The sequence below is a fragment of the Nocardia sp. bgisy118 genome (genome assembly GCF_057708605.1).
On the sequence record NZ_JBYISM010000010.1, the window covers coordinates 127,299 to 149,728 of the forward strand.

At 69.2% G+C, this 22,430-nt stretch carries 21 protein-coding genes; 13 read left to right on the forward strand and 8 right to left on the reverse strand.

The window, feature by feature from the left end:
- Positions 1-7: 7 nt before the first annotated feature.
- From AC3EO7_RS15110 to AC3EO7_RS15120, 3 genes are all read right to left on the reverse strand, one after another.
- On the reverse strand, positions 8-910 hold the full coding sequence (locus tag AC3EO7_RS15110) for a CDP-alcohol phosphatidyltransferase family protein (RefSeq protein WP_431971320.1): 903 nt from the start codon (positions 908-910) through the stop codon (positions 8-10).
- On the reverse strand, positions 910-1,623 hold the full coding sequence (locus AC3EO7_RS15115; protein ID WP_431971228.1) for a phosphatidylserine decarboxylase: 714 nt from the start codon (positions 1,621-1,623) through the stop codon (positions 910-912). The genes AC3EO7_RS15110 and AC3EO7_RS15115 overlap by 1 nt, the downstream gene beginning before the upstream one ends.
- Positions 1,624-1,723: 100 nt before the next feature.
- Positions 1,724-1,996 carry a GlsB/YeaQ/YmgE family stress response membrane protein gene (locus AC3EO7_RS15120; RefSeq protein WP_431971227.1) on the reverse strand — a complete coding sequence of 91 codons (273 nt, stop codon included), beginning with the start codon at positions 1,994-1,996 and terminating at the stop codon, positions 1,724-1,726.
- A gap of 222 nt (positions 1,997-2,218) precedes the next feature.
- Between AC3EO7_RS15120 and AC3EO7_RS15125 the strand changes: the two genes are divergently transcribed.
- Positions 2,219-3,247 carry a beta-ketoacyl-ACP synthase III gene (locus AC3EO7_RS15125; RefSeq protein ID WP_431971226.1) on the forward strand — a complete coding sequence of 343 codons (1,029 nt, stop codon included), beginning with the start codon at positions 2,219-2,221 and terminating at the stop codon, positions 3,245-3,247.
- Between the two features lie 97 nt (positions 3,248-3,344).
- Here the strand turns inward: AC3EO7_RS15125 and AC3EO7_RS15130 are convergent, their stop codons facing one another.
- The gene (locus AC3EO7_RS15130) at positions 3,345-3,800 is read right to left on the reverse strand and encodes an SRPBCC family protein (protein ID WP_431971225.1); all 456 of its coding nucleotides are present in this window, start codon (positions 3,798-3,800) and stop codon (positions 3,345-3,347) included.
- A 507-nt stretch (positions 3,801-4,307) separates the two neighbouring features.
- On the opposite strand from AC3EO7_RS15130, the gene AC3EO7_RS15135 reads away from it, so the two are divergent.
- The 12 genes from AC3EO7_RS15135 (at position 4,308) to mnhG (ending at position 18,209) form a co-directional block, all read left to right on the forward strand.
- The gene (locus AC3EO7_RS15135; RefSeq protein WP_431971224.1) at positions 4,308-5,975 is read left to right on the forward strand and encodes an NAD(P)/FAD-dependent oxidoreductase; all 1,668 of its coding nucleotides are present in this window, start codon (positions 4,308-4,310) and stop codon (positions 5,973-5,975) included.
- A gap of 16 nt (positions 5,976-5,991) precedes the next feature.
- A complete protein-coding gene (locus tag AC3EO7_RS15140; protein WP_431971223.1) occupies positions 5,992-7,488 on the forward strand; it encodes an ATP-binding protein in 1,497 nt (498 codons plus the stop codon).
- The gene (locus AC3EO7_RS15145; RefSeq protein WP_431971222.1) at positions 7,485-7,838 is read left to right on the forward strand and encodes a UBP-type zinc finger domain-containing protein; all 354 of its coding nucleotides are present in this window, start codon (positions 7,485-7,487) and stop codon (positions 7,836-7,838) included. Before AC3EO7_RS15140 ends, AC3EO7_RS15145 begins: the two co-directional genes overlap by 4 nt.
- A gap of 66 nt (positions 7,839-7,904) precedes the next feature.
- A complete protein-coding gene (locus tag AC3EO7_RS15150; RefSeq protein ID WP_431971221.1) occupies positions 7,905-8,336 on the forward strand; it encodes a hypothetical protein in 432 nt (143 codons plus the stop codon).
- Positions 8,337-8,462: 126 nt separating this feature from the next.
- On the forward strand, positions 8,463-10,709 hold the full coding sequence (locus AC3EO7_RS15155) for an AAA family ATPase (RefSeq protein ID WP_431971220.1): 2,247 nt from the start codon (positions 8,463-8,465) through the stop codon (positions 10,707-10,709).
- A gap of 74 nt (positions 10,710-10,783) precedes the next feature.
- On the forward strand, positions 10,784-12,097 hold the full coding sequence (locus tag AC3EO7_RS15160; RefSeq protein ID WP_431971219.1) for a hypothetical protein: 1,314 nt from the start codon (positions 10,784-10,786) through the stop codon (positions 12,095-12,097).
- Positions 12,098-12,207: 110 nt separating this feature from the next.
- The gene (locus tag AC3EO7_RS15165) at positions 12,208-15,036 is read left to right on the forward strand and encodes a Na+/H+ antiporter subunit A (RefSeq protein WP_435591505.1); all 2,829 of its coding nucleotides are present in this window, start codon (positions 12,208-12,210) and stop codon (positions 15,034-15,036) included.
- Positions 15,033-15,413 carry a Na(+)/H(+) antiporter subunit C gene (locus AC3EO7_RS15170; protein ID WP_431971217.1) on the forward strand — a complete coding sequence of 127 codons (381 nt, stop codon included), beginning with the start codon at positions 15,033-15,035 and terminating at the stop codon, positions 15,411-15,413. The genes AC3EO7_RS15165 and AC3EO7_RS15170 overlap by 4 nt, the downstream gene beginning before the upstream one ends.
- Positions 15,410-17,011 carry a Na+/H+ antiporter subunit D gene (locus AC3EO7_RS15175; RefSeq protein WP_431971216.1) on the forward strand — a complete coding sequence of 534 codons (1,602 nt, stop codon included), beginning with the start codon at positions 15,410-15,412 and terminating at the stop codon, positions 17,009-17,011. The genes AC3EO7_RS15170 and AC3EO7_RS15175 overlap by 4 nt, the downstream gene beginning before the upstream one ends.
- 31 nt (positions 17,012-17,042) lie before the next feature.
- Positions 17,043-17,615 (forward strand): Na+/H+ antiporter subunit E, encoded by a 573-nt coding sequence (locus AC3EO7_RS15180; protein WP_435591506.1) that lies wholly within the window; start codon positions 17,043-17,045, stop codon positions 17,613-17,615.
- Between the two features lie 4 nt (positions 17,616-17,619).
- A complete protein-coding gene (locus AC3EO7_RS15185) occupies positions 17,620-17,880 on the forward strand; it encodes a monovalent cation/H+ antiporter complex subunit F (RefSeq protein ID WP_431971214.1) in 261 nt (86 codons plus the stop codon).
- Positions 17,877-18,209, forward strand: a complete 333-nt coding sequence (gene mnhG / locus AC3EO7_RS15190; RefSeq protein ID WP_435591507.1) for a monovalent cation/H(+) antiporter subunit G — start codon at positions 17,877-17,879, stop codon at positions 18,207-18,209. Before AC3EO7_RS15185 ends, mnhG begins: the two co-directional genes overlap by 4 nt.
- Positions 18,210-18,348: 139 nt before the next feature.
- On the opposite strand, the gene AC3EO7_RS15195 is transcribed toward mnhG, so the two are convergent.
- The 4 genes from AC3EO7_RS15195 to AC3EO7_RS15210 form a co-directional block, all read right to left on the reverse strand.
- Positions 18,349-18,594 (reverse strand): RpnC/YadD family protein, encoded by a 246-nt coding sequence (locus tag AC3EO7_RS15195; protein ID WP_435591508.1) that lies wholly within the window; start codon positions 18,592-18,594, stop codon positions 18,349-18,351.
- A gap of 133 nt (positions 18,595-18,727) precedes the next feature.
- Entirely contained in the window at positions 18,728-19,717 is a 990-nt protein-coding gene (locus AC3EO7_RS15200) for an Rpn family recombination-promoting nuclease/putative transposase (protein WP_435591509.1), read from the reverse strand.
- A 124-nt stretch (positions 19,718-19,841) separates the two neighbouring features.
- Positions 19,842-21,209, reverse strand: a complete 1,368-nt coding sequence (locus AC3EO7_RS15205; protein WP_435591510.1) for a phosphatase PAP2 family protein — start codon at positions 21,207-21,209, stop codon at positions 19,842-19,844.
- A 70-nt stretch (positions 21,210-21,279) separates the two neighbouring features.
- Positions 21,280-22,422 (reverse strand): glutamate--cysteine ligase, encoded by a 1,143-nt coding sequence (locus AC3EO7_RS15210; protein ID WP_435591511.1) that lies wholly within the window; start codon positions 22,420-22,422, stop codon positions 21,280-21,282.
- Between the last annotated feature and the right edge of the window lie 8 nt (positions 22,423-22,430).

Here is a 22,430-nt window from a genome sequence, read left to right on the forward strand (position 1 = left end):
GTCCGCCTCAGCGAACTACGTCGTCCGCCTGTTCCTTTCGGCCGCCCGGCCTGCGCAGCCGCAGCCGCGCGCTCGAGCTGCGGATGCCGGACCGGATCGCGGGCCTGCGCCGCTGCGCCTTGCGCTGCGCCCGGCGTTCGGCGGGCTTGTGCTCCCAGGTTTCCGGCCGAGCCGCCACCCAGCGCTGCGAATACCAGGCGAACGGAATGTGTCCCAGGTAGAGCGCGACGAGCACCAGCAGCAGCACGATCGGGTAGGTCACCAGCAGGGCCCCCGCCAACGCGACGAGCACCAGCAGCCCGGCCGCGGCCTGCGGCGCCACCGACACCGACTTCATCGCCAGCGTCGGAATCGTGCTGACGCACAACGCCGCCGCGAACACCGTCCAGGCGGCGACCTCATAGAAGCCGACCCACCAGCCGTCACCGAACTGCACGTACAACCCGATCGGCACGAGCGCGATCAGCGCGCCCGCGGGCGCGGGCACTCCGACGAAATAGTCACGCGACCAATCGGGCCGGGTGTCGTCGTCCATCAGGGTGTTGAACCTGGCCAGACGCAGCACGATGCTCACCGCGAACAACAACGCGATGATCCAGCCCGCGCTGTTCTGGTCGAGCAGCGCGATGTACAGCACCAGCGCGGGCGCGACGCCGAAGGAGATCGCGTCGGAGAGCGAATCGAGCTCCGCGCCCATCTTGGTGGTGGCGTCGAGCATGCGGGCCAGGCGGCCGTCGAGGGTGTCCAGCACCGCGGCGGCGCCGACCATGGCCAGCGCGATGTCGAGCTCGCCGTCCAGCGCGAACTTCACCGCGGACAGGCCGGAGGACAGCGCGAGGATGGTCACGATGCTCGGGAGCAGCCGGACGCTGCGGCGCCTGCGCCGTTGGGTGGGCACAGCCGCTTCCATCATGACAACACGGCCAGGACGGTCTCGCCCCCGATGGTGCGCTGCCCCGGCTGCACCAGCAGCTCGGTGCCCGCGGGGAAGTAGGTGTCGACCCGGGAGCCGAAGCGGATCAAACCGTAGGTGTCGCCAATGGTCAGGACGTCGCCGACCTGCGCGTCGCACACGATGCGCCGGGCGAGCAGGCCCGCGATCTGCACCACGACGAGCTGCTCGCCCGCCGGGGTCTCCAGCACCATGCTGTTGCGCTCGTTCACCGAGCTGGCCTCGGGCAGGTCGGCCGAGCGGAACTGGCCCGCCTGGTGGCTGACCACGCGCACGACGCCGGAGACCGGGGTGCGCTGCACGTGCACGTCGAGCACGGAGAGGAAGATGCTGACGCGGGGCAGCGGCTGGTCGCCGAGCCCGAGTTCCGCGGGCGGCGCGGCCGTGTCGACCAGGGCGATCTCACCGTCGGCGGGGGCGACGACGGCGCCGGCCCGGTTCGGCGGAACCCGCGTCGGATGACGGAAGAAGGTGGCGCAGGCCGCCGCGGCGAGCAGACCCGTCCGGCGCACCCATTTGCGCTTTCCGCCGAGCACCGCGACCGCGAGCGGCGCGGCGACGAAGGGCAGCCCGGCGGGATGCAGCGGGGGTACGGCGGCCCGGACCAGGTCGACGACGTGGCCGACGCCGGTCGTTTCGGGCGTGCCGGGCGGGGTGGGACGGCGTGCCACAGGCTCCTCTTTCGTGCTAGATGCAGTCGGTTTGCGCCCTTCAACGATAGGTCCGGCGCAAGCGTTCACACCTTACGGGAGGAGCCCGTGGTACGTCCGGTCAGCGCATGGCCCTGCGACCGGTGACGAGGCCGACCAGGAACAGCAGAATGATCGCGCCGCCGAGGCAGGTGAAGAAGCTGAACCACAGCCCGCCGCCCTCGACGTCGACGCCGAGCAGCTTGAGCAAGAATCCACCGAGCAGACCGCCGATGACGCCGACGACGATGTTCAGCAGGATGCCCTGTTGGGCGTCCGTTTTCATGATCTTGCTGGCGATCCACCCGGCGAGACCGCCGATGATGATCCAGCCGATGATCCCAAGACCGAGCATGGTGACCTCGCATAAATTAGTTGGGACGCACCCCTAGTGGTGAATGGTGTGCTTCCGCAGACATACCCGGCGATTGTGAGAATAAGCACTCCCCCTGGCAACCCTCGGGTAATATGAGGGAGCCTCATGTCTACGCTCTCGTAGCTAGCTGGCACACCGATGAGGAGTTCGAGGCTCCGCCGGATCCCCGGCAGCAGCGCCGCAGGTAATAGGAGATCCATCATGTCTGCTCGAATCGCCCAGACCACCGGAGCTGAGCACACCGCGATCCTCGGGCTCGGCGTCTATCGCCCGGCTCGTGTGGTCACGAACGACGAAGTAGCGGGACCGATCAACTCCAGCGACGAGTGGATCCAGACCCGGTCGGGCATCAAGACCCGGCGTTTCGCCTCCGAGGACGAGACGATCCAGAGCATGAGCGTGGCCGCCGCGCAGAACGCGCTAGCGGCGGCGGGCGTCGACTACGACGACGTCGACTGTGTCATCGTCGCCACGTCGACGCATCTGCTGCTGACACCCGCCGCCGCCCCGCGCATCGCCACCGAGCTCGGCATGAACGGCGTGGCGGCGTTCGACATCTCCGCGGGCTGTGCGGGGTTCTGTCACGCGCTGGCGCTGGCATCGGACCTCGTGCGGTGCGGCACATCCAAGAACGTGCTGGTGATCGGTGTGGAGAAACTGACCAACACCATCAACATGCGCGACCGCTCCACCGCGTTCCTGTTCGCCGACGGCGCGGGCGCCGTGGTGGTCGGCCCCTCCGAGGAGCCGGGCATCGGCCCGACCGTGTGGGGCTCGGACGGCACCCAGCACCATGCGATCCGTCAGGACAAGGACTGGATGGAGTTCTTCGCCGAGATCGACGAGCAGGGCCTCGACGCGGTCCGGCCGTACATGGCCATGGAGGGCACCGCCGTCTTCCGGTGGGCCGCCCACTCGCTGGAGAAGGTGTGCCGCGACGCGATCGATCGCGCCGGCCTCACCACCGACGACATGCAGGCGATGATCCCGCACCAGGCCAACGGCCGGATCATCGAGATCATGGCGCGCGTGCTCAAGCTGCCGGAGGACTGCGCGCTCGCACGCGACATCGAGGAGACCGGCAACACCTCGGCCGCGTCCATCCCGCTGGCCATGGAGGCGCTGCTACGCAACGGCGAGTCGAAGCCGGGCGACACCGCGCTGCTCATCGCATTCGGCGCTGGTCTCTCCTACGCGTCGCAGGTCGTCACCCTGCCGAACTGGAAGTAGACGCTTCCGCCCGTCCGGCGAGTCGTGCCCTCAACCCCGCTCGGGGCGAGGGCACGACCGCGTTCGGCCGCGGTGGACCTATCCGCCGGAGCGAGGGTCAGGCGCTCGCCTCGGCCACGGCCTTGACCTTGGCGAGCGTCTCGTTCATGCCGCGGACCAGGTTGGCCTCGAAGGCCTGCTCACCGCCGAGCACGGCGTCGATGGCCTTGCGGATCACCCAGGTCACGCCGTTGGACACGTCGCGCCGCTCGACCAGCCGGGTGCCGGTCGCGGTGGGCTCGAGCGTGTAGCTCCACACGGTGTGGTTCTCGTTCATCCGGAACGCGAAAGCCTGATTGGGCTCGAACCGCACGATGCGCGAGGTCGTCGGCCAGCGCTTCCAGCCGTCCTTGTTCCAGTTCACGGTCCAGGTGCCCGCCTTCGGCGTGCCGAGCGGGACCATCCGGACCGTCATCGGACTGAACTCGGGCATGCGCGCGAGATCGGAGACGATCTGCCAGACACGCTCCGGGGATGCGGCGATGTCGACGGTCGCTTCGAGATGGTTGGGCAACACTGCCTCCGGTGATGCGAGGTCCGGACATTCCGGACCCTTGTGTACGACGAGTAACAGACATCCTAAACGGCGGACCCTGGAAGACAACTAAGTCACATTTTGGCCTTTTGGTTGCCTCCGGTCGTAATGGTCCGCGCACAATGACGGATAGACGAAGCACAAGCCACAGCCAGCTTTCCCGTCCAGCGTGAGGTGATCGGCCGTGAATCTTCGCTCGCTTCTTCATCGTCGGCAGGCGGACCGAGTTCCGCTGCTTCCCTATTCAGAACCCGATGACGGGCCTGCGGACCGCGGTGCGATCACGCGTCGGACCGAGAAGGCGCTCGCCCGAGAGGAACGGCTGGAGCGATTGCTCACGCCGAGCGAACTCGAAATGGTGCTCCAGCACCGCGTGTGAGCCAGGTCGCGCACCGCGCGACGGCGTCCCTGCCGGGACGCGGGGGATGACCAGGGGGCGGAAAAACTCCGGCGACACTCCCGACGCCGAGGCGACATAATTTTGTGGTGACTGCACCCGCTGCTCCGAAACCGGCAATCCTGAGCGTCGACGACGATCCGGGCGTCTCCCGGGCTGTAGTGCGCGACCTGCGCCGCCGCTACGGCGCCGACTACCGGATTCTGCGCGCGGAATCCGGCTCGCAGGCGCTCGAGGCCCTGCGCGAGATGAAACTTCGCGGCCAGCCGGTCGCCGTGCTGATCGCCGACTACCGGATGCCCGGCATGGACGGCATCGAATTCCTGGAGCAGGCCATGGACCTGCATCCGTACGCGCGCCGCGTGCTGCTGACCGCCTACGCCGACACCAACGCCGCGATCGACGCGATCAACGTGATCGACCTGGACCACTACCTGCTCAAGCCATGGGACCCGCCGGAGGAGAAGCTCTATCCGGTGCTGGACGGCCTGCTCGACGCCTGGCGCAGCAGCGAGCACCGGCCGGTGACCGAGACCAAGGTGGTCGGCAATCGCTGGTCGCCGCGCTCCTCGCAGGTGCGCGAATTCCTGGCCCGCAACCAGTTGCCCTACCGGTGGTACCTGGCCGACGAACCGGAGGGCGTCCGCCTGCTGGAGGCCGCGGGCGCCGACCCGAACCGATGTCCGGTGGTGATCACGGCCTCCGGTGACGCGCTGGTACAGCCGACCGACAGCGCGCTGGCCGAGAGCGTCGGGCTGAACGTCACACCCACCGGCGATTTCTACGACCTGATCGTGGTCGGCGGCGGTCCCGCCGGGCTCGGCGCCGCGGTGTACGGCGCGTCCGAGGGCCTGCGCACGGTGCTCGTCGAACGCACCGCGACCGGCGGCCAGGCCGGGCAGAGCTCCCGGATCGAGAACTACCTCGGCTTCCCCGACGGGCTGTCCGGCGCGCAACTGGCCGACCGGGCGCGGCGGCAGGCCGCCAAGTTCGGCGCCGAGGTGATCACCACCCGCGAAGTGGTGGGACTCGAGGTCAACGGCTCCGCGCGCACCGTGCGTTTCGCCGACGGCGGAACGCTGTGCGGCCACACCGTGATCATCGCGACCGGCGTCGACTATCGGCGTCATCCAGCGCCCGGCGTCGACGATTTCACCGGTCGCGGTGTGTATTACGGCTCGGCGATGACCGAGGCCTCCGAGTGCGCCGATCACGAGGTCTATATCGTCGGCGGCGCCAACTCGGCCGGGCAGGCGGCGGTCTTCCTCTCCCGCAATGCCCGCACCGTGCACCTGGTGGTGCGCGCGGACTCGCTGGAGAAGTCCATGTCGCACTATCTGATCCAGCAGATCGCACAGATCTCGAACATCAAGGTGCACACCAACACCGAGGTCACGGCCGCCGACGGCAGCGATCATCTGGAGCGGATCGTGTTGCGCGACAAGGTCACGGGCGCGGAAGAGAAGGCGGAGGCCGAGCGGCTGTTCCTCTTCATCGGCGCGGCGCCGCAGACCGACTGGCTCGACGGCATCGTCAAGCGCGACGAAGCCGGGTACGTGCTCGCCGGGCCGGATCTCATGGTCGAAGGCGCCCGGCCATCGGGCTGGGAATTGCCGCGCCCGCCACATCATTTGGAAACAAGCGTGCCCGGCGTGTTCGTCGCGGGCGACGTGCACGCCGAGTCCGCCAAGCGAGTCGCCTCGGCGGTCGGCGAGGGCGCGATGGCGGTCATGCTCGTGCACCGGTATCTGGCGTGAATTCAGGAGGGCTGTCGTGACACTCGAAAATGCCGCTCGCCATTCGCATCTGGTCTGCGATCCGGCGGAACTGCGCACTCTGTTCCTGTTCGAGAAACTCGACGACGACCAGCTGGCCTGGTTGTGCGCCGACGGGCGCATCGAGTACATCGAGCCGGGACTGGTGTTCCGCGAAGGCGATCCGGCCACCTGCTTCTACGTTCTGATGGACGGCGAGGTCCGGCTGACCAAGCTGTCCGGCGGCACCGAGATCGAGCTGAACCGCACCGATCACAAGGGCGCTTACGCGGGCGCGTGGAGCGCGTACCTGGGCGACAAGGCCGACGCGAACTACACCGGTTCGATGTACGTCACCCGCAAGTCCCGGTTCTACGTGCTGGACGCGGGCACCTTCGCGCGCATGATGCACGAGTGGTTCCCGATGGCGGTGCACCTGCTGGAGGGCGCGTTCTTCGGCAGCCGCAACACCACCCAGCGGGTAGCCGAGCGGGAGCGCCTGCTCGCGCTCGGTTCGCTGTCGGCGGGTCTGACGCACGAGCTGAACAATCCGGCCGCCGCGGCGGTGCGCGCCACCTCGGGCCTGCGCGAGCGGGTCGCGGGGATGCGGCACAAGCTGGCCATGATGGCAGACGGGAAGTTCCAGCCGGAAGTGCTCGTCACCCTGGTGCGACTGCAAGAGGAGGCGGCGGCCCAGGTCGCCAAGGCGCCCGAGCTGACCCCGATGGAGGCCGCCGACCGGGAGGACGTGCTCGGCGAGTGGCTCGAGGAGCACGAGATCGGCGACGCCTGGAACCTGGCGCCGAACTTCGTGCAGGCCGGATTCGACGTGGACTGGTTGGAGCGGGTGTGGGGCACCCTGGAGGGCTGCCCGAACAAGGTGTTCGAGGGCGCGATCCGCTGGCTCAACTACACCATCGAGACCGAGTTGCTGATGAACGAGATCGCGGATTCGACCGCCAGGATCTCCACGCTGGTCGGCGCCGCCAAGCAGTACTCGCAGATGGACCGCGCCCCGTTCCAGGTGGTCGACATCCATGAGCTGCTCGACAGCACCCTGGTCATGTTGAACAGGAAGCTCGGCGACGGCGTGCACCTGGTCAAGGAGTACGACCGCACTCTGCCGCCGCTGCCCTGCTACGCCGCCGAGCTCAATCAGGTGTGGACGAACCTGATCGACAACGCGGTGTACGCGATGCGCGGCGAAGGCACCCTCACCGTGCGGACCAGCAAGGAGAACGACTGCGCCGTCGTCGAGATCGGCGATACCGGCCCGGGCATCCCCGACGACGTCCGCCGCCGCGTCTTCGAGCCGTTCTTCACCACCAAGCCGGTCGGCGAAGGCACCGGACTCGGCCTCGACATCTCGTTCCGCATCGTCGTCAACAAGCACAACGGCGACATCCGCGTCGATTCCGAACCCGGCGACACCCGCTTCACGGTCCGCCTCCCATTGCACCGCCCGGAGCAAAATGAAGAAGGCGCACTGGAGACATCGACAGGAGTAACTCGATGACGGAAGCGATCGAAGGCATCAACCCAGCCGTCCCGCCCAGCGGCCCCGGCTGCCTCGAATGCGAAGGCGAGCAGGGCTGGTGGGTCCACCTCCGCCGTTGCGCCGAATGCGGCCACGTCGGCTGCTGCGACACCTCGCCCGCCCAGCACGCCACCAAGCACGCGAAGGACACCGGCCACCCGTTCATCCAGAGCTTCGAGCCCGGTGAGGACTGGTTCTGGGATTTCCGCAGCGAGGAGATGTACGGCGGCGGCCCCGAACTCGCACCTCCGCACAGTCATCCGGCCGATCAGGGCGTGCCGGGCCCGCGCGGGCGCGTGCCCGAGGATTGGCAGGCGCACACTCACTGACCGTCCGGTACGCTGCTGCCGACGCGCCGGAGCCTCCGGCGCTGTGTGGCATCGGGAAAGCACCAAATGAAGCGAATTTCCGTCATCGTCCTGGCCGTGGGCGCGGTGGCACTGGCGGCGACCGGCTGCGGCGGGTCGGACGAGTCCAGCGACGCGAGCGGTCTACGCAAGGGCACCACTGGCGCGAGCGTCAGCGCGACGCACGCGCCGACCACGACCGCTTCGGCGCCGACCACGGCCGGTAGCGCGGCGGCGGCCACCACGCAGGCCGATACGTCCGGTCTCGGCCCGGCCTCGCGCACCACGTGCGGTGAGTTCAAGGGGCTCGACAGCGACGCCGAGAAGCGGGTCATCGAGGAGATCCTCGCCGAGAATCCGGACAGCGAGTTCGCTGGCAGCCCGAATGTCGCGCTCGGCACCGCCAAGCTGGTGTGTCTGTCGCCGAGCAACGCCGACAAGCCGGTGGCCGTGGCGGCCCGGATCATCGCACCCGCGTGAACTAGGCCCATCTCCGTGGTCGCGACGGCCGTGCGGCAGCGCCGCGGACGGCCGTCGTCCGGCTGAACCGACGACTTCACCTGCGGACTCGTCCCACTCGCGCGCGGACGCGGGCAGAATGGCACAGTGGCTGAACTGGCGCTCACCGCTCGACTGAATCCGTCCGCCGCCGACGCGCGACGCGGGGTGGTCCGCCTGCATCCGGAGGCTTTGACGGCGCTCGGCCTGCGTGAATGGGACGGGGTCACGCTAGCCGGGTCGCGCCGTACCTCGGCGGTGATCGGCATCGCGCCCGGGGGCACACCGGCGGGCGTCGCGCTGCTGGACGACGTGACGCTGTCGAACGCGGGCCTGCGCGAGAACGCGACGGTGGTGGTCTCCCCGGCAACCGTGTTCGGCGCCAAGCAGATCTCGGTGAGCGGTTCGGTGCACGCCACCCGCAGCATTCCGGCCGCCACGCTGCGTCAGGCGCTGCTCGGCAAGGTCGTCACGGTGGGTGACGCGGTGTCGCTGCTGCCGCGCGATCTGGGGCCGGACATTCCGTCTTCGGCGGCCAGCCAGGCGCTGTCGCGCACCTTCGGCATCGCGTGGACCACCGAACTGCTGACCGTCACGGCCACCGATCCGGTGCGCGGACCGGTGAGCGTGCAGCCCAACACGGCCGTCGTCTGGGGTGCGGGCGCGGTAGCGGCGCTGGACGCCGCCGACCGCGCGGCGGCGGGTTACCCGGCCCCGGTGCACGGAGCGACCGAAGCGGCCGCGTTGGCGGCCGTCACGAGCACCAATGGCGCGACATTGGTGCGCGGTGCGCCGCCGCGGGTGCCCGTCGAGGAACTCGTCGGCGTGCACACGCAGGCCGCGAAGCTCACCGAATGGCTCAGCCTCGCGCTCGACGAACCCGAGCTGCTCAGAACCCTCGGCGCCACACCGCATCTCGGGGTCCTGATCACCGGGCCCGCCGGCGTCGGCAAGGCCACCCTGGCCCGGTCGGTGACCGCCCCGCGGCGCATCGTCGAATTGGACGGGCCCTCGGTCGGCGCGGCGGAGGGCGGCGCTCGGTTGCGCGAGGTGGCTGCCGCGGTGGCCGACGTGGGCTCCGGTCGGGGCGGCATCCTGCTCATCGCCGATATCGACGCGCTGCTGCCCGCCGACCCCGAGCCGGTGGCGACGCTGATTCTGGACCAGTTGCGCGCGGCGATGGCCGAGACCGCCGTGGCTTTCCTTGCGACGACGGCGCATCCGGCCGGTGTGGACGCGAGGCTGCGCGGGCCGGATCTGTGCGACCGGGAGCTCGCGCTTCCGCTGCCCACCGCGGCGATACGCAAGGCGCTGCTGGAGCAAAGACTGCGCAAGGTACCGACCGGCGATGTGAAACTCGACGAGATCGCCGCACGCACACCGGGTTTCGTGGTGTCCGATCTCGCGGCGCTGTGCCGGGAGGCGGCCCTGCGCGCGGCATCGCGGGTCAGCAAGGAACAGGCCGACGCGCGCCTGACCCAGGAAGACCTGGTCGGCGCTCTGGAGGTGATCCGTCCGCTGTCCCGTTCCGGCATGGAGGAATTGGCCATCGGCAGTCTCGGCTTGGACGATGTCGGCGACATGGTCGAGACCAAGCAGGCGCTCACCGAGGCCGTGCTCTGGCCGCTGCGCCATCCGGATTCCTTCGCCAGGCTCGGCATCGAACCGCCGCGCGGCGTGTTGCTCTACGGCCCGCCCGGCTGCGGCAAGACGTTCCTGGTGCGCGCCTTGGCAGGCTCGGGCCAGCTCAGCGTGCACGTGGTCAAGGGCGCGGAACTGTTGGACAAGTGGGTCGGCGCTTCCGAGCGCGCGGTCCGCGAATTGTTCCAGCGGGCAAGGGATTCCGCACCGTCGCTGATCTTCCTCGACGAGGTGGACGCGCTCGCGCCGCGGCGCGGGCAGAGCACCGATTCCGGTGTCGGCGACCGGGTGGTCGCCGCGCTGCTCACCGAACTCGACGGGGTGGAGCCGCTGCGCGACGTGGTGGTGCTCGGCGCGACGAACCGGCCCGAGCTGATCGATCCCGCGCTACTGCGGCCCGGACGGCTGGAGCGGCTGGTGTTCGTCCCGCCGCCGGACAGCGCGGCGCGGCTGGAGATCCTGCGGACCGCGGGCCGTTCGGTACCGCTGGCCGCCGACGTCGACCTCACCGCGCTGGCCGCCGACCTGGACGGCTACTCGGCCGCCGACTGCGCCGCGCTGCTGCGCGAGGCCGCGCTGGCGGCGATGCGCCGCGACGTGGACGCCGCCGACGTCACCGCCGCGGATCTCGCCGCCGCCCGCGCGGTGGTGCGTCCTTCGCTGGACCCGGAGCAGGTCGAAGCCCTCCGCCGCTACGCGGAAAACCGCAGCTGACCGACGTTCGACATGCAGCAGGCTATCCGTCGGCAATCACCGGTTCGACGCCGCGGCGCGGGTATGTTGCCCAAGTGCGGCGATGGATCGGCGACGGAGTCGACGTGGTCACGGCCTTCCTCGGGGCCGCGGTCGCGGGAATCGCGCTGTTCCTGCCGATCACCTTCAGCTGGACCGCGCAGAGCACCCCGTACCGGATCGCCAGCCTGATCAACAGCGCCCCGCGCGGCGCGACGATCGGCATGGTCGTCGCGGTCACCGTCGCGGTGCTGATCGCCACCTTCGCCAAGCCGCTCACCGGATGGATCGTGGCGTTCGGCGCCGCGCTCGGCCTCTTCGTCAACCACTTCGCCGGCCGCAATGTCTCCTCCGCCGACCTGCTCACCACGCAGAACTACATCGACTCGGTGTGCGGCGGAATCCTGTTGGGCGCATTGGGCATCGCCGCGCTGCGCAAGCCCGCCCCGGCGATCGGCTACGTGCTCGGCACGGCGACCTTCTTCGTCTTCGGCGACCTCGCCGACTTCCTCGACCTGCCCGCTCAGGACCCGTGGTCGGTGCTCGAGACACCGCCGCGCTGGATGATCGGCATCTCGGTGGTGCTGCTGTTCCTCGCCATCGCCCGCCATCGCACCCGGACCGGACGGCAGCGCGATTCGACCGTGCCCATCGATCTGCCGATCGCGCCGATCCTCGCGGCGACCGTGCTCGGCCTGATCGTCCTCGCGGCCACCGAATGGCTGGCGGGCCAGTACAACAACGTCTCCGCCCCGAGCGACAACCGGCTGGAGATCGCGATCGCCGTCGTGGCCACCATCATCGCCGCGCTGATCGCGGCCATGCTGCTGCCCGGCCGCGACGGCATCGGCGTGCTGCTCGCGGTGAGTCTGGTCGCGACCGCCGACGCGCTCGGTTACGCGCCGCGGCCGTGGTGGAGCGTGATCGCGGTGCTCGCGCTCACCGCGCTCGGCCTGTTCGCCGGTCTCCGCGCGCCGTCGCCGTTCTTGGCGCTGCTGGCGCTGCTGGGCGTCACCGTGTTCGCGTTCCTCGACGCGCACGGCGACGACGCCGTGTACTACTCCGTCGCGACGGTGCTGCTCGCGTTGACCGCCGGGTACAGCTGCGGCGCTGCCCAGCCCCGCTACGGCCCCAGCGCCGTGCTCGCCCTCGGCGCGCTCTACCTGCCGAGCATCATCACCGCCATGCCGGTGAAGAACGAGACATGGCCGCCGCGGGACAACATGGCCGACGCCGCAACCCCGGGCCGGGTGGCGCTGATGATCGTGCTCGGCTGCGCGGCCGCCCTGCTCCTGGTGTACCGGCTGCGGCCGCGCAGCTACCGCAAACCCGCGCCCCCTGAGTCGCGGGACAAGGTAGCGGACATATAGCCGACGTGCGCCGACATGGCTGACGCCATAGTGAGCTGCCCCGCGAAAAGCCCTGGCTCCACGTAGGCTGAAACCGCACCACCGCCCGCAACGACCTGACGGAGTGCAGTTTGCTCGTAATCCTGCTCGCGCATGCGCTTGCCGCACTGGCCGCGCCGCTGTGCGTACGGGTGTTGGGCCGCAACGCGTTCGCGGTGCTCGCGCTGCCGCCGCTGGCCGGTTTCGGCTGGGTGATCGCGAATTGGGATAGCACGCAGCAGGTTCGGCTCACCTGGGCGCCCGGCATCGCGATGAACATCGATCTTCGCTTCGATTCGCTCGCGGCCGTCATGGCAGCACTGGTGCTCGGCATCGGCACGCTGATCCTGCTCTACTGCATCCGCTATTTCGAGGACGACGAGCCCAGACTCGGTGTGTTCGCAGCCCAGTTCGTCGGCTTCGCCGGAGCCATGTTCGGTCTGGTCACCAGCGACAACATGCTGCTGCTCTACGTCTTCTGGGAGACGACGACGGTGCTGTCGTTCCTCCTGGTCGGCCACCACGCCGAGCGCGCGACCAGCAGGCGCGCCGCCTTGCAGGCGCTGCTGGTCACCGGGGCGGGCGGGCTGGCCATGCTGGTCGGCATCGTCATCCTGGGGCAGACCAGCGGCACCTACCTGCTGTCGGACCTGCTGGCCATGGAGAGCCCGCCGGACGGCGTCGCGGTATCGGTGGCCGTCGCCCTGCTGCTCGTCGGCGCGCTCAGCAAGTCCGCGATCGTGCCGCTGCACTTCTGGCTTCCGGGCGCGATGGCCGCGCCGACCCCGGTGAGCGCCTATCTGCACGCCGCGGCCATGGTGAAGGCGGGCGTGTACCTGGTGGCGCGGCTCGCGCCGGTTTTCGCGAACAGCCCGCCGTGGCATCCGATGGTGCTCATCCTCGGCGCGGTGACCATGCTGCTCGCGGGTATTCGCGCGTTGCGCGTGACCGATCTGAAGCTGCTGCTCGCCTTCGGCACCGTGAGCCAGCTGGGTTTCCTGATCGTGCTGCTCGGGCTCGGCACACCGGACGCGGCGCTGGCCGGGACGACGCTGATCGTGGCGCACGCGCTGTTCAAGGCGTGCCTGTTCATGGTGGTCGGGATCGTGGATCACGGTGCGGGAACCCGGGATCTGCGCGAGTTGTCCGGACTGGGACGGCGGGCTCCCGTGCTGTGCGGTGTGGCCGCGCTCGCGGCGCTGAGCATGGCGGGCATTCCGGTGCTGCTCGGCTTCGTCGGCAAGGAGAGCGCGCTCGCCGCAATCCTGGACGCCGACACCGTTGCCGCGCCCGTACGCACGGCGCTGTGCGCGGCGATCGTGCTCGGTTCCATGCTGACCGTCGGTTACAGCGCCCGCTTCGTCTGGGGCGCGTTCGGCGACAGGCCGCTCGACGAGGAGCCGTCGTGGCACGCGCCGGGATGGCTGTTTCTCGCGCCGCCCGCCACGCTGGCCGTGGCGAGCCTGGCGGCGGGCGTCAGTGCGCGGTGGCTGGACGAGGTTCTGCGCGGGTACCCGGAAACGCTTCCGGGAGAACTCGTTTCGCACCTGGCGCTGTGGCACGGGTTCACCCTGCCGCTGGCTTTGTCGGTCCTGATCATCGCCGCGGGTTCCGCGCTTTTCCTGGTGCGCAACCGATTCGGCGAGACCGCACACCCGCGCCTCGGCAATGCCGACCGCGCCTACGACGCCACGCTGCGCGCGATGGACCGGCTCTCACTGCGGATGACCGGATCGGTGCAGCGCGGTTCGCTGCCACTGACTCAGGCCACCATCCTCGGCACCACGATCATCCTGCCCTCGACCCTGCTCGCGCTGGGCAGCAGGACGGGAATCGAACTGCGCCTGTGGGATTCGCCGCTGCAACTGGCCATCGCCGGCATCATGGCGGCCATGGCGTTCGCGGCCACCGTGCTGCGCAACCGGCTCGCCAGCGTGCTCGTGGTCGGCGTCACCGGCTACGGCTGCGGCGTCGTCTTCGCGCTGCACGGCGCACCGGATCTCGCCCTCACCCAGTTCCTCGTGGAGACGCTGACGCTGGTGGTCTTCGTGCTGGTGCTGCGCGCCTTCCCCGCCGAGATCGAGCCGAGCAGGACCGCCGCGTTCAAGGCCCGCCGCGCCATGCTCGCCACGGCGGTGGGCGCGGCCGTGGCGGTGCTCGCCGCCTTCGCCACGGCCGCGCGCGGCGCGGAACCGATCTGGCGCCGCATCCCGGAGGCCGCCTACCGGTTCGGCGGCGGCAAGAACGCGGTCAACGTCCTGCTCGTCGACATCAGGGCGTGGGACACGCTCGGCGAGATCTCGGTGCTCATCGTCGCCGCCACCGGCGTCGCCTCGATGGTGTTCCGCACCAGGCGTTTCGGCGCCGCGCCGCGCGCCGCCGACGCGCCGAACTACAACCCCGACCTGGTCAGCTGGTTGCCCGCGGGACGGCTGGTGGATCGCCGGGAACGCTCGATGGTCCTGCAGATCACCACCCGCCTGCTCTTTCCGACGATCATGGTGCTCTCGATCTACTTCTTCTTCGCGGGCCACAACGCCCCCGGCGGCGGTTTCGCGGGCGGGCTCACCGCGGGCCTCGCGCTGACCCTGCGCTACCTCGCGGGCGGCCGCTACGAACTCGGCGAGGCGCTGCCGTTGGAGGCGGGCCACGTGCTCGGCGCCGGGCTCACGCTGGCGGCGGGTACCGCGGCCACCTCGCTGCTGCTCGGCGCGCCGCCGCTGTCCTCGGCGATCATCGAAGTGACGCTGCCGCTGTTCGGACACGTCAAGCTGGTCACGTCGCTGTTCTTCGACCTCGGCGTCTACCTGATCGTGGTCGGCCTGGTCCTCGACGTGCTGCGCAGCCTCGGCGCCCGCCTGGACAGCGAACTCGGCGACACCACCGAGCAGGCCCCGGCCCCGCGAGGCGGCAACGGATGAGTGCGAACCTGACCCTGCTCGTCCTCATCGGCGTCCTGACCGCCTGCGGCGTGTACCTGATCCTGGAGCGCGCCATCTCCAAGATGCTGCTCGGCATGATCTTGTTCGGCAACGCGGTGAACCTGCTGATCCTCACCGTCGGCGGCCCGGACGGCGAGCCACCCATCGGCGGCGAGGACGGCGCGCACGAGGGCATGGCCGACCCGCTCGCCCAGGCGATGGTGCTCACCGCGATCGTCATCACGATGGGCCTCGCGGCGTTCGTGCTGTCCCTCGCCTACCGGTCCTACATGCTCACCACCACCGACGACGTGCAGAACGATCCGGGCGACGCGGAGGTGGCCGCCCAGCGCGACCGAGAGGATCCGGAGGATTGACCCTCTCCCCGCATCTGTTACCCGCGCTGGCGCCGCTGCCGGTGCTCGTCCCGCTGCTCGGCGCGGCGGCCACGCTGGTGTTCGGACGCCGGCCGCGCATCCAGCGCACCGTCACCCTGGGGGCGCTCGCCGCGGTCGTGGTCATCACCGGCCTGCTGCTGTACCTGGCCGATCGAGACGGCACCACCGCCGTGCAGGTGGGCGGATGGGAAACCCCCATCGGCATCACGCTGGTGGTGGACCGGCTCTCCGCCGCCATGCTGCTCGTCTCGGCCATCGTGCTGCTCGCCGTCTCGGTCTACGGCGCAGGCCAGAACATCCGCGACGGCGACCAGCGCCAGCCGACCTCCATCTACCGCCCCACGTATCTCGTTCTGACAGCGGGTGTTTCGGCGGCCTTCCTGGCCGGCGACCTGTTCAACCTGTTCGTCGGCTTCGAGATGCTGCTCGCCGCGTCGTTCGTGCTGCTGACCGTCGGCGCGACCACCGAACGCATCCGCGCGGGCGTGGGGTACGTGATGGTGTCGATGCTCTCGTCGCTGATCTTCCTGACCGGCATCGGCCTGGTCTACGCGACCACGGGGACGCTGAACCTAGCGCAGCTCGCTGTCCGACTCGGCGCGGCCCCCGACGGCGTGCGCACGGCGATCTACGCGGTGCTGCTGGTAGCCTTCGGCATCAAGGCGGCGGTGTTCCCGCTCTCGAACTGGCTGCCCGATTCCTACCCGTCCGCGCCCGCGCCGGTGACCGCCGTCTTCGCCGGCTTGCTGACGAAAGTCGGTGTGTACTCGATCATCCGGACGCACACACTGCTGTTCCCCGACGGCGGTTTCGACACCGTCCTGCTGATCTGCGGCCTGCTCACCATGGTGGTCGGCATCCTCGGCGCGATCGCGCAGCACGACATCCGACGGCTGCTCTCGTTCACCCTGGTCAGCCACATCGGGTACATGATCTTCGGTGTCGGGCTCGCCACGACGGCGGGACTGGCGGGCGCGGTTTTCTATGTGGCGCACCACATTCTGGTGCAGACCACCCTTTTCCTCGTCGTCGGCCTGATCGAGCGACAAGCCGGATCCACCTCGCTGCGCAGGCTCGGCGGACTGGCCGCGGCGAGTCCGGTGCTCGGCGTGCTGTTTCTGGTGCCCGCGCTGAATCTCGGTGGCATACCGCCCTTTTCGGGGTTCATCGGGAAGGTCGCGCTGCTCCAGGCCGGCGCGTCCGACGGCAGCGGACTGGCCTGGGTACTGGTCGGGGGCGCGGTGGTCACCAGCCTGCTGACGCTCTACGCGATCGCGCGGGTCTGGGTCAAAGTGTTCTGGCGGCCGCGCACCGAAGCGCCGGAAGGACACCTCGCGGCGGCGAAACCGCCCACCCTGATCGAGGATTCGACCGACGTGCTCTACGACGAACGCACCGATCCCGGCCGTATCCCGCCGCTCATGCTGCTGTCGACCATGGCGCTGGCCGCGGTCGGCCTCGGCCTCACCGTGCTGGCGGGACCGATCCTCGGCATCGCCGACCGCGCCGCGGCCGACCTGCACGATCCCGCGGTGTACGTCGGCGCGGTACTCGGCGAACCGGAGGCGTACCGATGAGGATTTCGTGGGGTATGCCGGAGGTGCGGGCATGAGCGACGACGATATCCGCGAACCGTTCGACGAGACCGTCTCGCGAGGGATCGGCAAAGACAACGTGGTCCGCGTCGGAGTGCTGCTCTGGCTGGCCGCGGTCTACATGGCGCTGTGGGGCGATCTGAGCATCGGCAATCTGGTGGGCGGTCTCGTGGTGGGTGCGCTGATCATGGTGGCGCTGCCGCTGCCCCGGATTCCGGTGAGCGGTCGGCTCAACCTGTTCGCCATGGCGGAGGCCGCGGTGGTGAGCGCCTACTACGCGCTCGAATCCAGCCTGCAGATCGCGTGGTTCGCGATCCGGCCCGCACCGCCACCGGTCTCCGGGGTGCTGCGAGTCGGCCTGAGCACGAAGTCGGATCTGGTGCTGGTGCTCACCACCGATCTGCTGAACCTGATCCCCGGCACGATGGTGCTGGAGATCGACCGGAACCGCTGCCTGGTCTACGTGCACGTGCTCGACGTCGGCAGCGACGCCGCGGTGGCGCGGTTCTACCACCAGACCCGTCGCCTGGAGCGACTGCTGATCTCCGCCTTCGAGCGGCCCGTCCCGAAATCCGACCGGAGGTGAATGCATGACCGTCGTCGCCGTGCTCGCGGGCGTCCTGCTCGCGGCCGCCGCCGTCATCACCAGCTACCGCATCCTGGCCGGGCCGAGCACGCTCGACCGGGTCGTCGGTATCGACTCGCTGATGGCCATCGCGGCGTCGGGGCTCGCCGTGTGGGCCGCCTACAGCGGCGACACCACGGTGCTGCCCGCCATCGTCGCGCTGGCGCTGGTCGGCTTCCTCGGCTCGGCCGCCGTCTCCCGCTTCCGCGTCAGGGACGACCGATGACGGCCTGGCAGTGGCTCGCGGCCGCGCTGATCCTCAGCGGCGCCGTGCTGGCCTGCACCGCCGCGATCGCCATCGTCCGCTTCCCCGACACCCTCACCCGCATGCACGCCGCGACCAAACCGCAGGTCGTCGGGCTGCTCCTGGTGCTCGCGGGCGCCGCCATAGAACTGCGCGGCAAGGGCAATGTGTGGCTGCTCGCGCTGGTGGGCCTGTTCACACTCCTCACAGCCCCGGTGATCGCACACCTCATCGGCCGCACCGCCTACCGCGAACAGCGGCACCGCGACGGACTGCTGCGCGTCAACGAACTCGGCGACGAGCTCGACTGAGAGGGCACCGGCCGCGCACGCCGAAGGTGTTCTCGACGGTCCACGGGCCGATCCGCTCCTCGCGGAGGATGGATTCGGCAGGTCGGCCGCACCATTGAAGGCTGCGGCGATGAACCCTCGCCGCTCACGCCGGTGTTGGTCAGGCGAAGACGTCGTTGAAGGCGTCGGCGGTGAGGACGCGGAGGGCCCAGGTCCGTACCAGCGCCGGGTCCGTGGCACGGATAGTGTCGATGATCTCGGCGGGTAGCGACCCGAACTTCACGGTCAACAGATCGATCAAGGTTTCGACGCGCCCTTCCGCGCGCCCTTCCGCGCGTCCTTCCGCGCGTCCTTCGACGTGTCCTTCGACGTGTCCTTCGGCGCGGAGCCGTTCGGCGGTGGTCATGATGGCCTCCTTGGCTCGGGGACCGAGTCGATCGATGAACGGTTCCGGCAGTCAGCGGGCGGGTTCGGTACTTACGGCGGATGGACTCGGCAGGTCGGCGGCGACGAACAGTCTCCGCTCGCTCCGGTGTTGGTCAGGCGAGGATGTCTTCGAGGGTGTCGGCGGTGAGGATGCGGCTGGTCCAGGCTCGCACCTGGGTGGAGTCCGCGGCGTGGACGGTCTCTATGACTTCGGCGGGTAGCGACCCGAACTTCACGGTCAACAGATCGATCAAGGTTTCGACGCGCCCTTCCGCGCGTCCTTCCGCGCGTCCTTCGACGTGTCCTTCAGCGCGGAGCCGTTCGGCGGTGGTCATGATGGCCTCCTTGGCTCGGGGACCGAGTCGATCGATGAGTGGTCCGAGGTCGTCTACGTGGGTGTCGCCGACGATGTAAATGTACGTGGCGACGCATCGAAGTTCATCCGTGCCGTGGGGGCCGTCGAGGATTGCACGCAGATCCTCGGTCAATGCCAGCAGGTCGACGCCCAGGCGGGTATTGCCGGGTGCGATCTTGTGCAGGGCCAGCATCACGCGGGTCGCGGGAGTGAGGTCGCGGGCGCGCAGTGCGGGCAGGTCCAGGGCGGCGATGTCGTCGAGCAAGAACCGGAAGCGCGGCAGGTAGGGGCCCAGCGCCTGCTGGGTTGTCGGATCGAGATCGATGAGCTCGGTCAGTTCGGTGGGCGCGTTCCATGGGCGGCCGGTGTGGTTGCTGTGGACCACCAGTGGGACCACTGCTGGCAGGGTGCGGGCGTCGGGGTGTTGTCGCAGGTAGTGGTTCCAGATGTTGACCAAGTAGTCCAGCATGCGCAGTGGCATGAACGCGTCGCTGCGGCTCTGATGCTCGATCAGCAGGTAGATGTAGGCGTCGTGCCCGTTCAGGCGGGTTCGGAACAGTAGATCGCTGTAGCGTGAGCGCAGTTGTTTGGACACGAAGCTGCCCGATTGCAGTTCGAGTTCGTCCCAATCGACCCGAGCGGCAACCGCTTCCGGTAGGACTGTGCGCAGCTCGGAAGCGGCATCGGCAGGTCGGCCGAGGACGTGCCGGAAATACGCATCATGCGGGTTCGACGGGGAAACGGCCACGCCGGAAGCTAACCCGCCACCACGGCGACTCGCGCCAGAACGGTCACAGACCTATTGCGCTATCAGCGAATTCGGACACCCAGTGATCGCCTGGTTCCGCGAGGCTCGACTCTCGCACGAAACATCAGCGCTCGACCCGCTCGATCTCCCGCACCACGACAACCTGCTCCCGCTGCCCCGCGAACCAGGTGGCGTGGAACGCCGCAGCCATGCCGGCGAGCAGCGCCAGCACGATGGTCCCCGCGGGCACCGCGTACTCCGCCATCGGCACCGCCAGGTAGCGGTAGGAGACCAGCAGCACGGCCAGCACCGCCGCTCCGCCCGCGACGAGGCGGATGCGGAACCAACCCCAGCCGCGCTCCGGCTCGCGCAGCGCGGATTCCACAGTCATGCACAACACCGCGCCCGCGACCAGGTCGACGCCGTAGTGGTAGCCGAAGCCGAGAGTGGCGGCCAGCGTCGCGAGCAGCCAGAACGTGCCGCCCCAGCGCAGCCAGCGTGGCGCGCGGGAACCGGCGACGTCGCGGCGGGTGTGCAGGAAGACCGACAGCGCCCACGCGGTGTGCATGGACGGCATGCAGTTGCGCGGAGTCGCGGCGTCGAAGGGCAGCGGGGCGGGATTGCGGTCGATCGGCGGGATCACGCCCGGCCAGTAGTTGCCGACCTGGAGCCCGTTGCCGTCCACCCCGAAGGCGAACATCGGCCCGACCACCGGGAAGAGCACGTAGACGATCGGTCCGACCAGCCCGAGCACCAGGAAGGTGCGAACCAGGTAGTGGCTCGGCCACCGCCCCGAATCGACCACCCGCCGCAACTGCCACACCGCGACCACGATCGCGGCCACCGGCAGCTCGATGTAGACCCAGTGCAGCACGGCGTAGACCACCGGGCCGAGCGTGTCGACGACCCGGCCCATCACCCAGGACGGATCGCCGAGCGCGTGGTCGGCCAGCATCACGTACTCGTCCAGCACCTCCGGGCTGCTCATCACGGTGATGTGCAGCCACACGTCGCCGACCTTGGTGGCCAGGATCAGCAACGCGCCGAGTGCGGCGGCGTGCAGTGCGTTGCGCCGCTCCGTGCCGCTCCAGCGCAGCCAGGCGATCAGGGCCAACGCGGTGAGCACGATCACCGGACCGTTGCCGACCGTCGGCGCGTCACCGGAAAGCAGACGCCCGCCCGCGCACACCAGGTCGATGCCCACCGCCGCACCGAGCGCGACGAGCCTGCGCTGCATGGAGATACCGACCAGCGCCAGGATCAACCCGGCCCACGGCACCGACATCGATTTCGGCGTGCCCACGTAATCACGCCACACGCTCTCCAGTGGACCCTCGAAACCCTGCTGAAAGGCCACGATCTGGAGCACGATCAGCAGCGTGGGCACCGCTGCGAGGGCCGCTGCCACCCAGGCCCGGGACGGCGGTATCTTCAACCGCCGCACCGCACTTCCTACGCTGGAACCCGGGTCTTCGACAAGCACGTCGACCATAGTAAACGGGGGATGAACGCCGTCCCCCTGACCAGCTGAACGACAAGCGACCGCTCGCCGCAGCGAAACGCTACTTGTCGAGCTCCTTGACCAGCGCGTCCACCACCGCGATCAGGTCGCCCTGGGTCGCCGCGGCCACCTTGCGCTGGCGCTGATAGGACGCACCACGCTGGGGTATTTCGGCGACATAAGACAATTCGTCGGAGCAGCCGAGCCGTTTGGCCGTCGGTTCCAGCCGGTTCAGCACATCCATCAGGTCGTCGGTGACGAGCCGCTCGGTGTTGTCGGAGTCTGTGATGACGATCGCATCCAGGCCGTAACGCGCGGCCCGCCACTTGTTCTCCTGAACATGCCAGGGCGGCAGCGATCCGAGATGCTCGCCTTCCTCGACCCGGCGGTCCAAATCCACGATCAGGCAGTGGATGAACGCGGCGAGCGCGGCCAATTCGGCCCTGGTGGAGATGCCGTCGCAGATACGCACCTCGATGGTGCCCCATTTGGGCGCGGGCCTGATGTCCCAGTGCATGCCGCCCAGCTGCTCGATGACGCCCGTCTGCATCTGGTCGTGCACGAAATGCTCGAACTGCGTCCAGTTCTCGAACTGGAACGGCAGCCCCGCGGTGGGCAGCTGCTGGAACATCAGCGTGCGGTTGCTCGCGTATCCGGTGTCGGAACCGGCCCACATCGGCGAGGAAGCCGAGAGCGCGAGCAGATGCGGGTAGGTGAGCAGCAGCGAGTTCAGGATCGGAAAGACCTTCTCCCGGTGCGAGACTCCCACGTGTACGTGCACGCCCCAGATCATCATCTGGCGGCCCCACCACTGGGTGCGCTCGATCAGCTCGTCGTAGTGCGGCGAGCGGGTCAGCTGCTGCGCCGACCACTGGGCGAAGGGATGGGTGCCCGCGCAGAACAGATCGACGCCGAGCGGGTCGGCGGCGCGGCGCACCGTGTCCATCGTGCCGCTCAGATCGTCCACCGCGGCGCCGACGGTGTCGTGCACGCCGGTGACGATCTCCACGGTGTTGCGCAACAGCTCCTTGGTGACCTGCGGAGTGCCGTCCCAGGCGCGCAGGTCACCGACGGAGTCGAAGACCGCCGCCGCGGTATTGGAGAGGTCGCGCGTCACCTTGTCGACAAGCGCGACCTCCCATTCGATGCCGATGGTCGGCCGGGGCGAACCTGGAAATGGAACTTTCTCGATTGCCCCGCCCATATCGACAC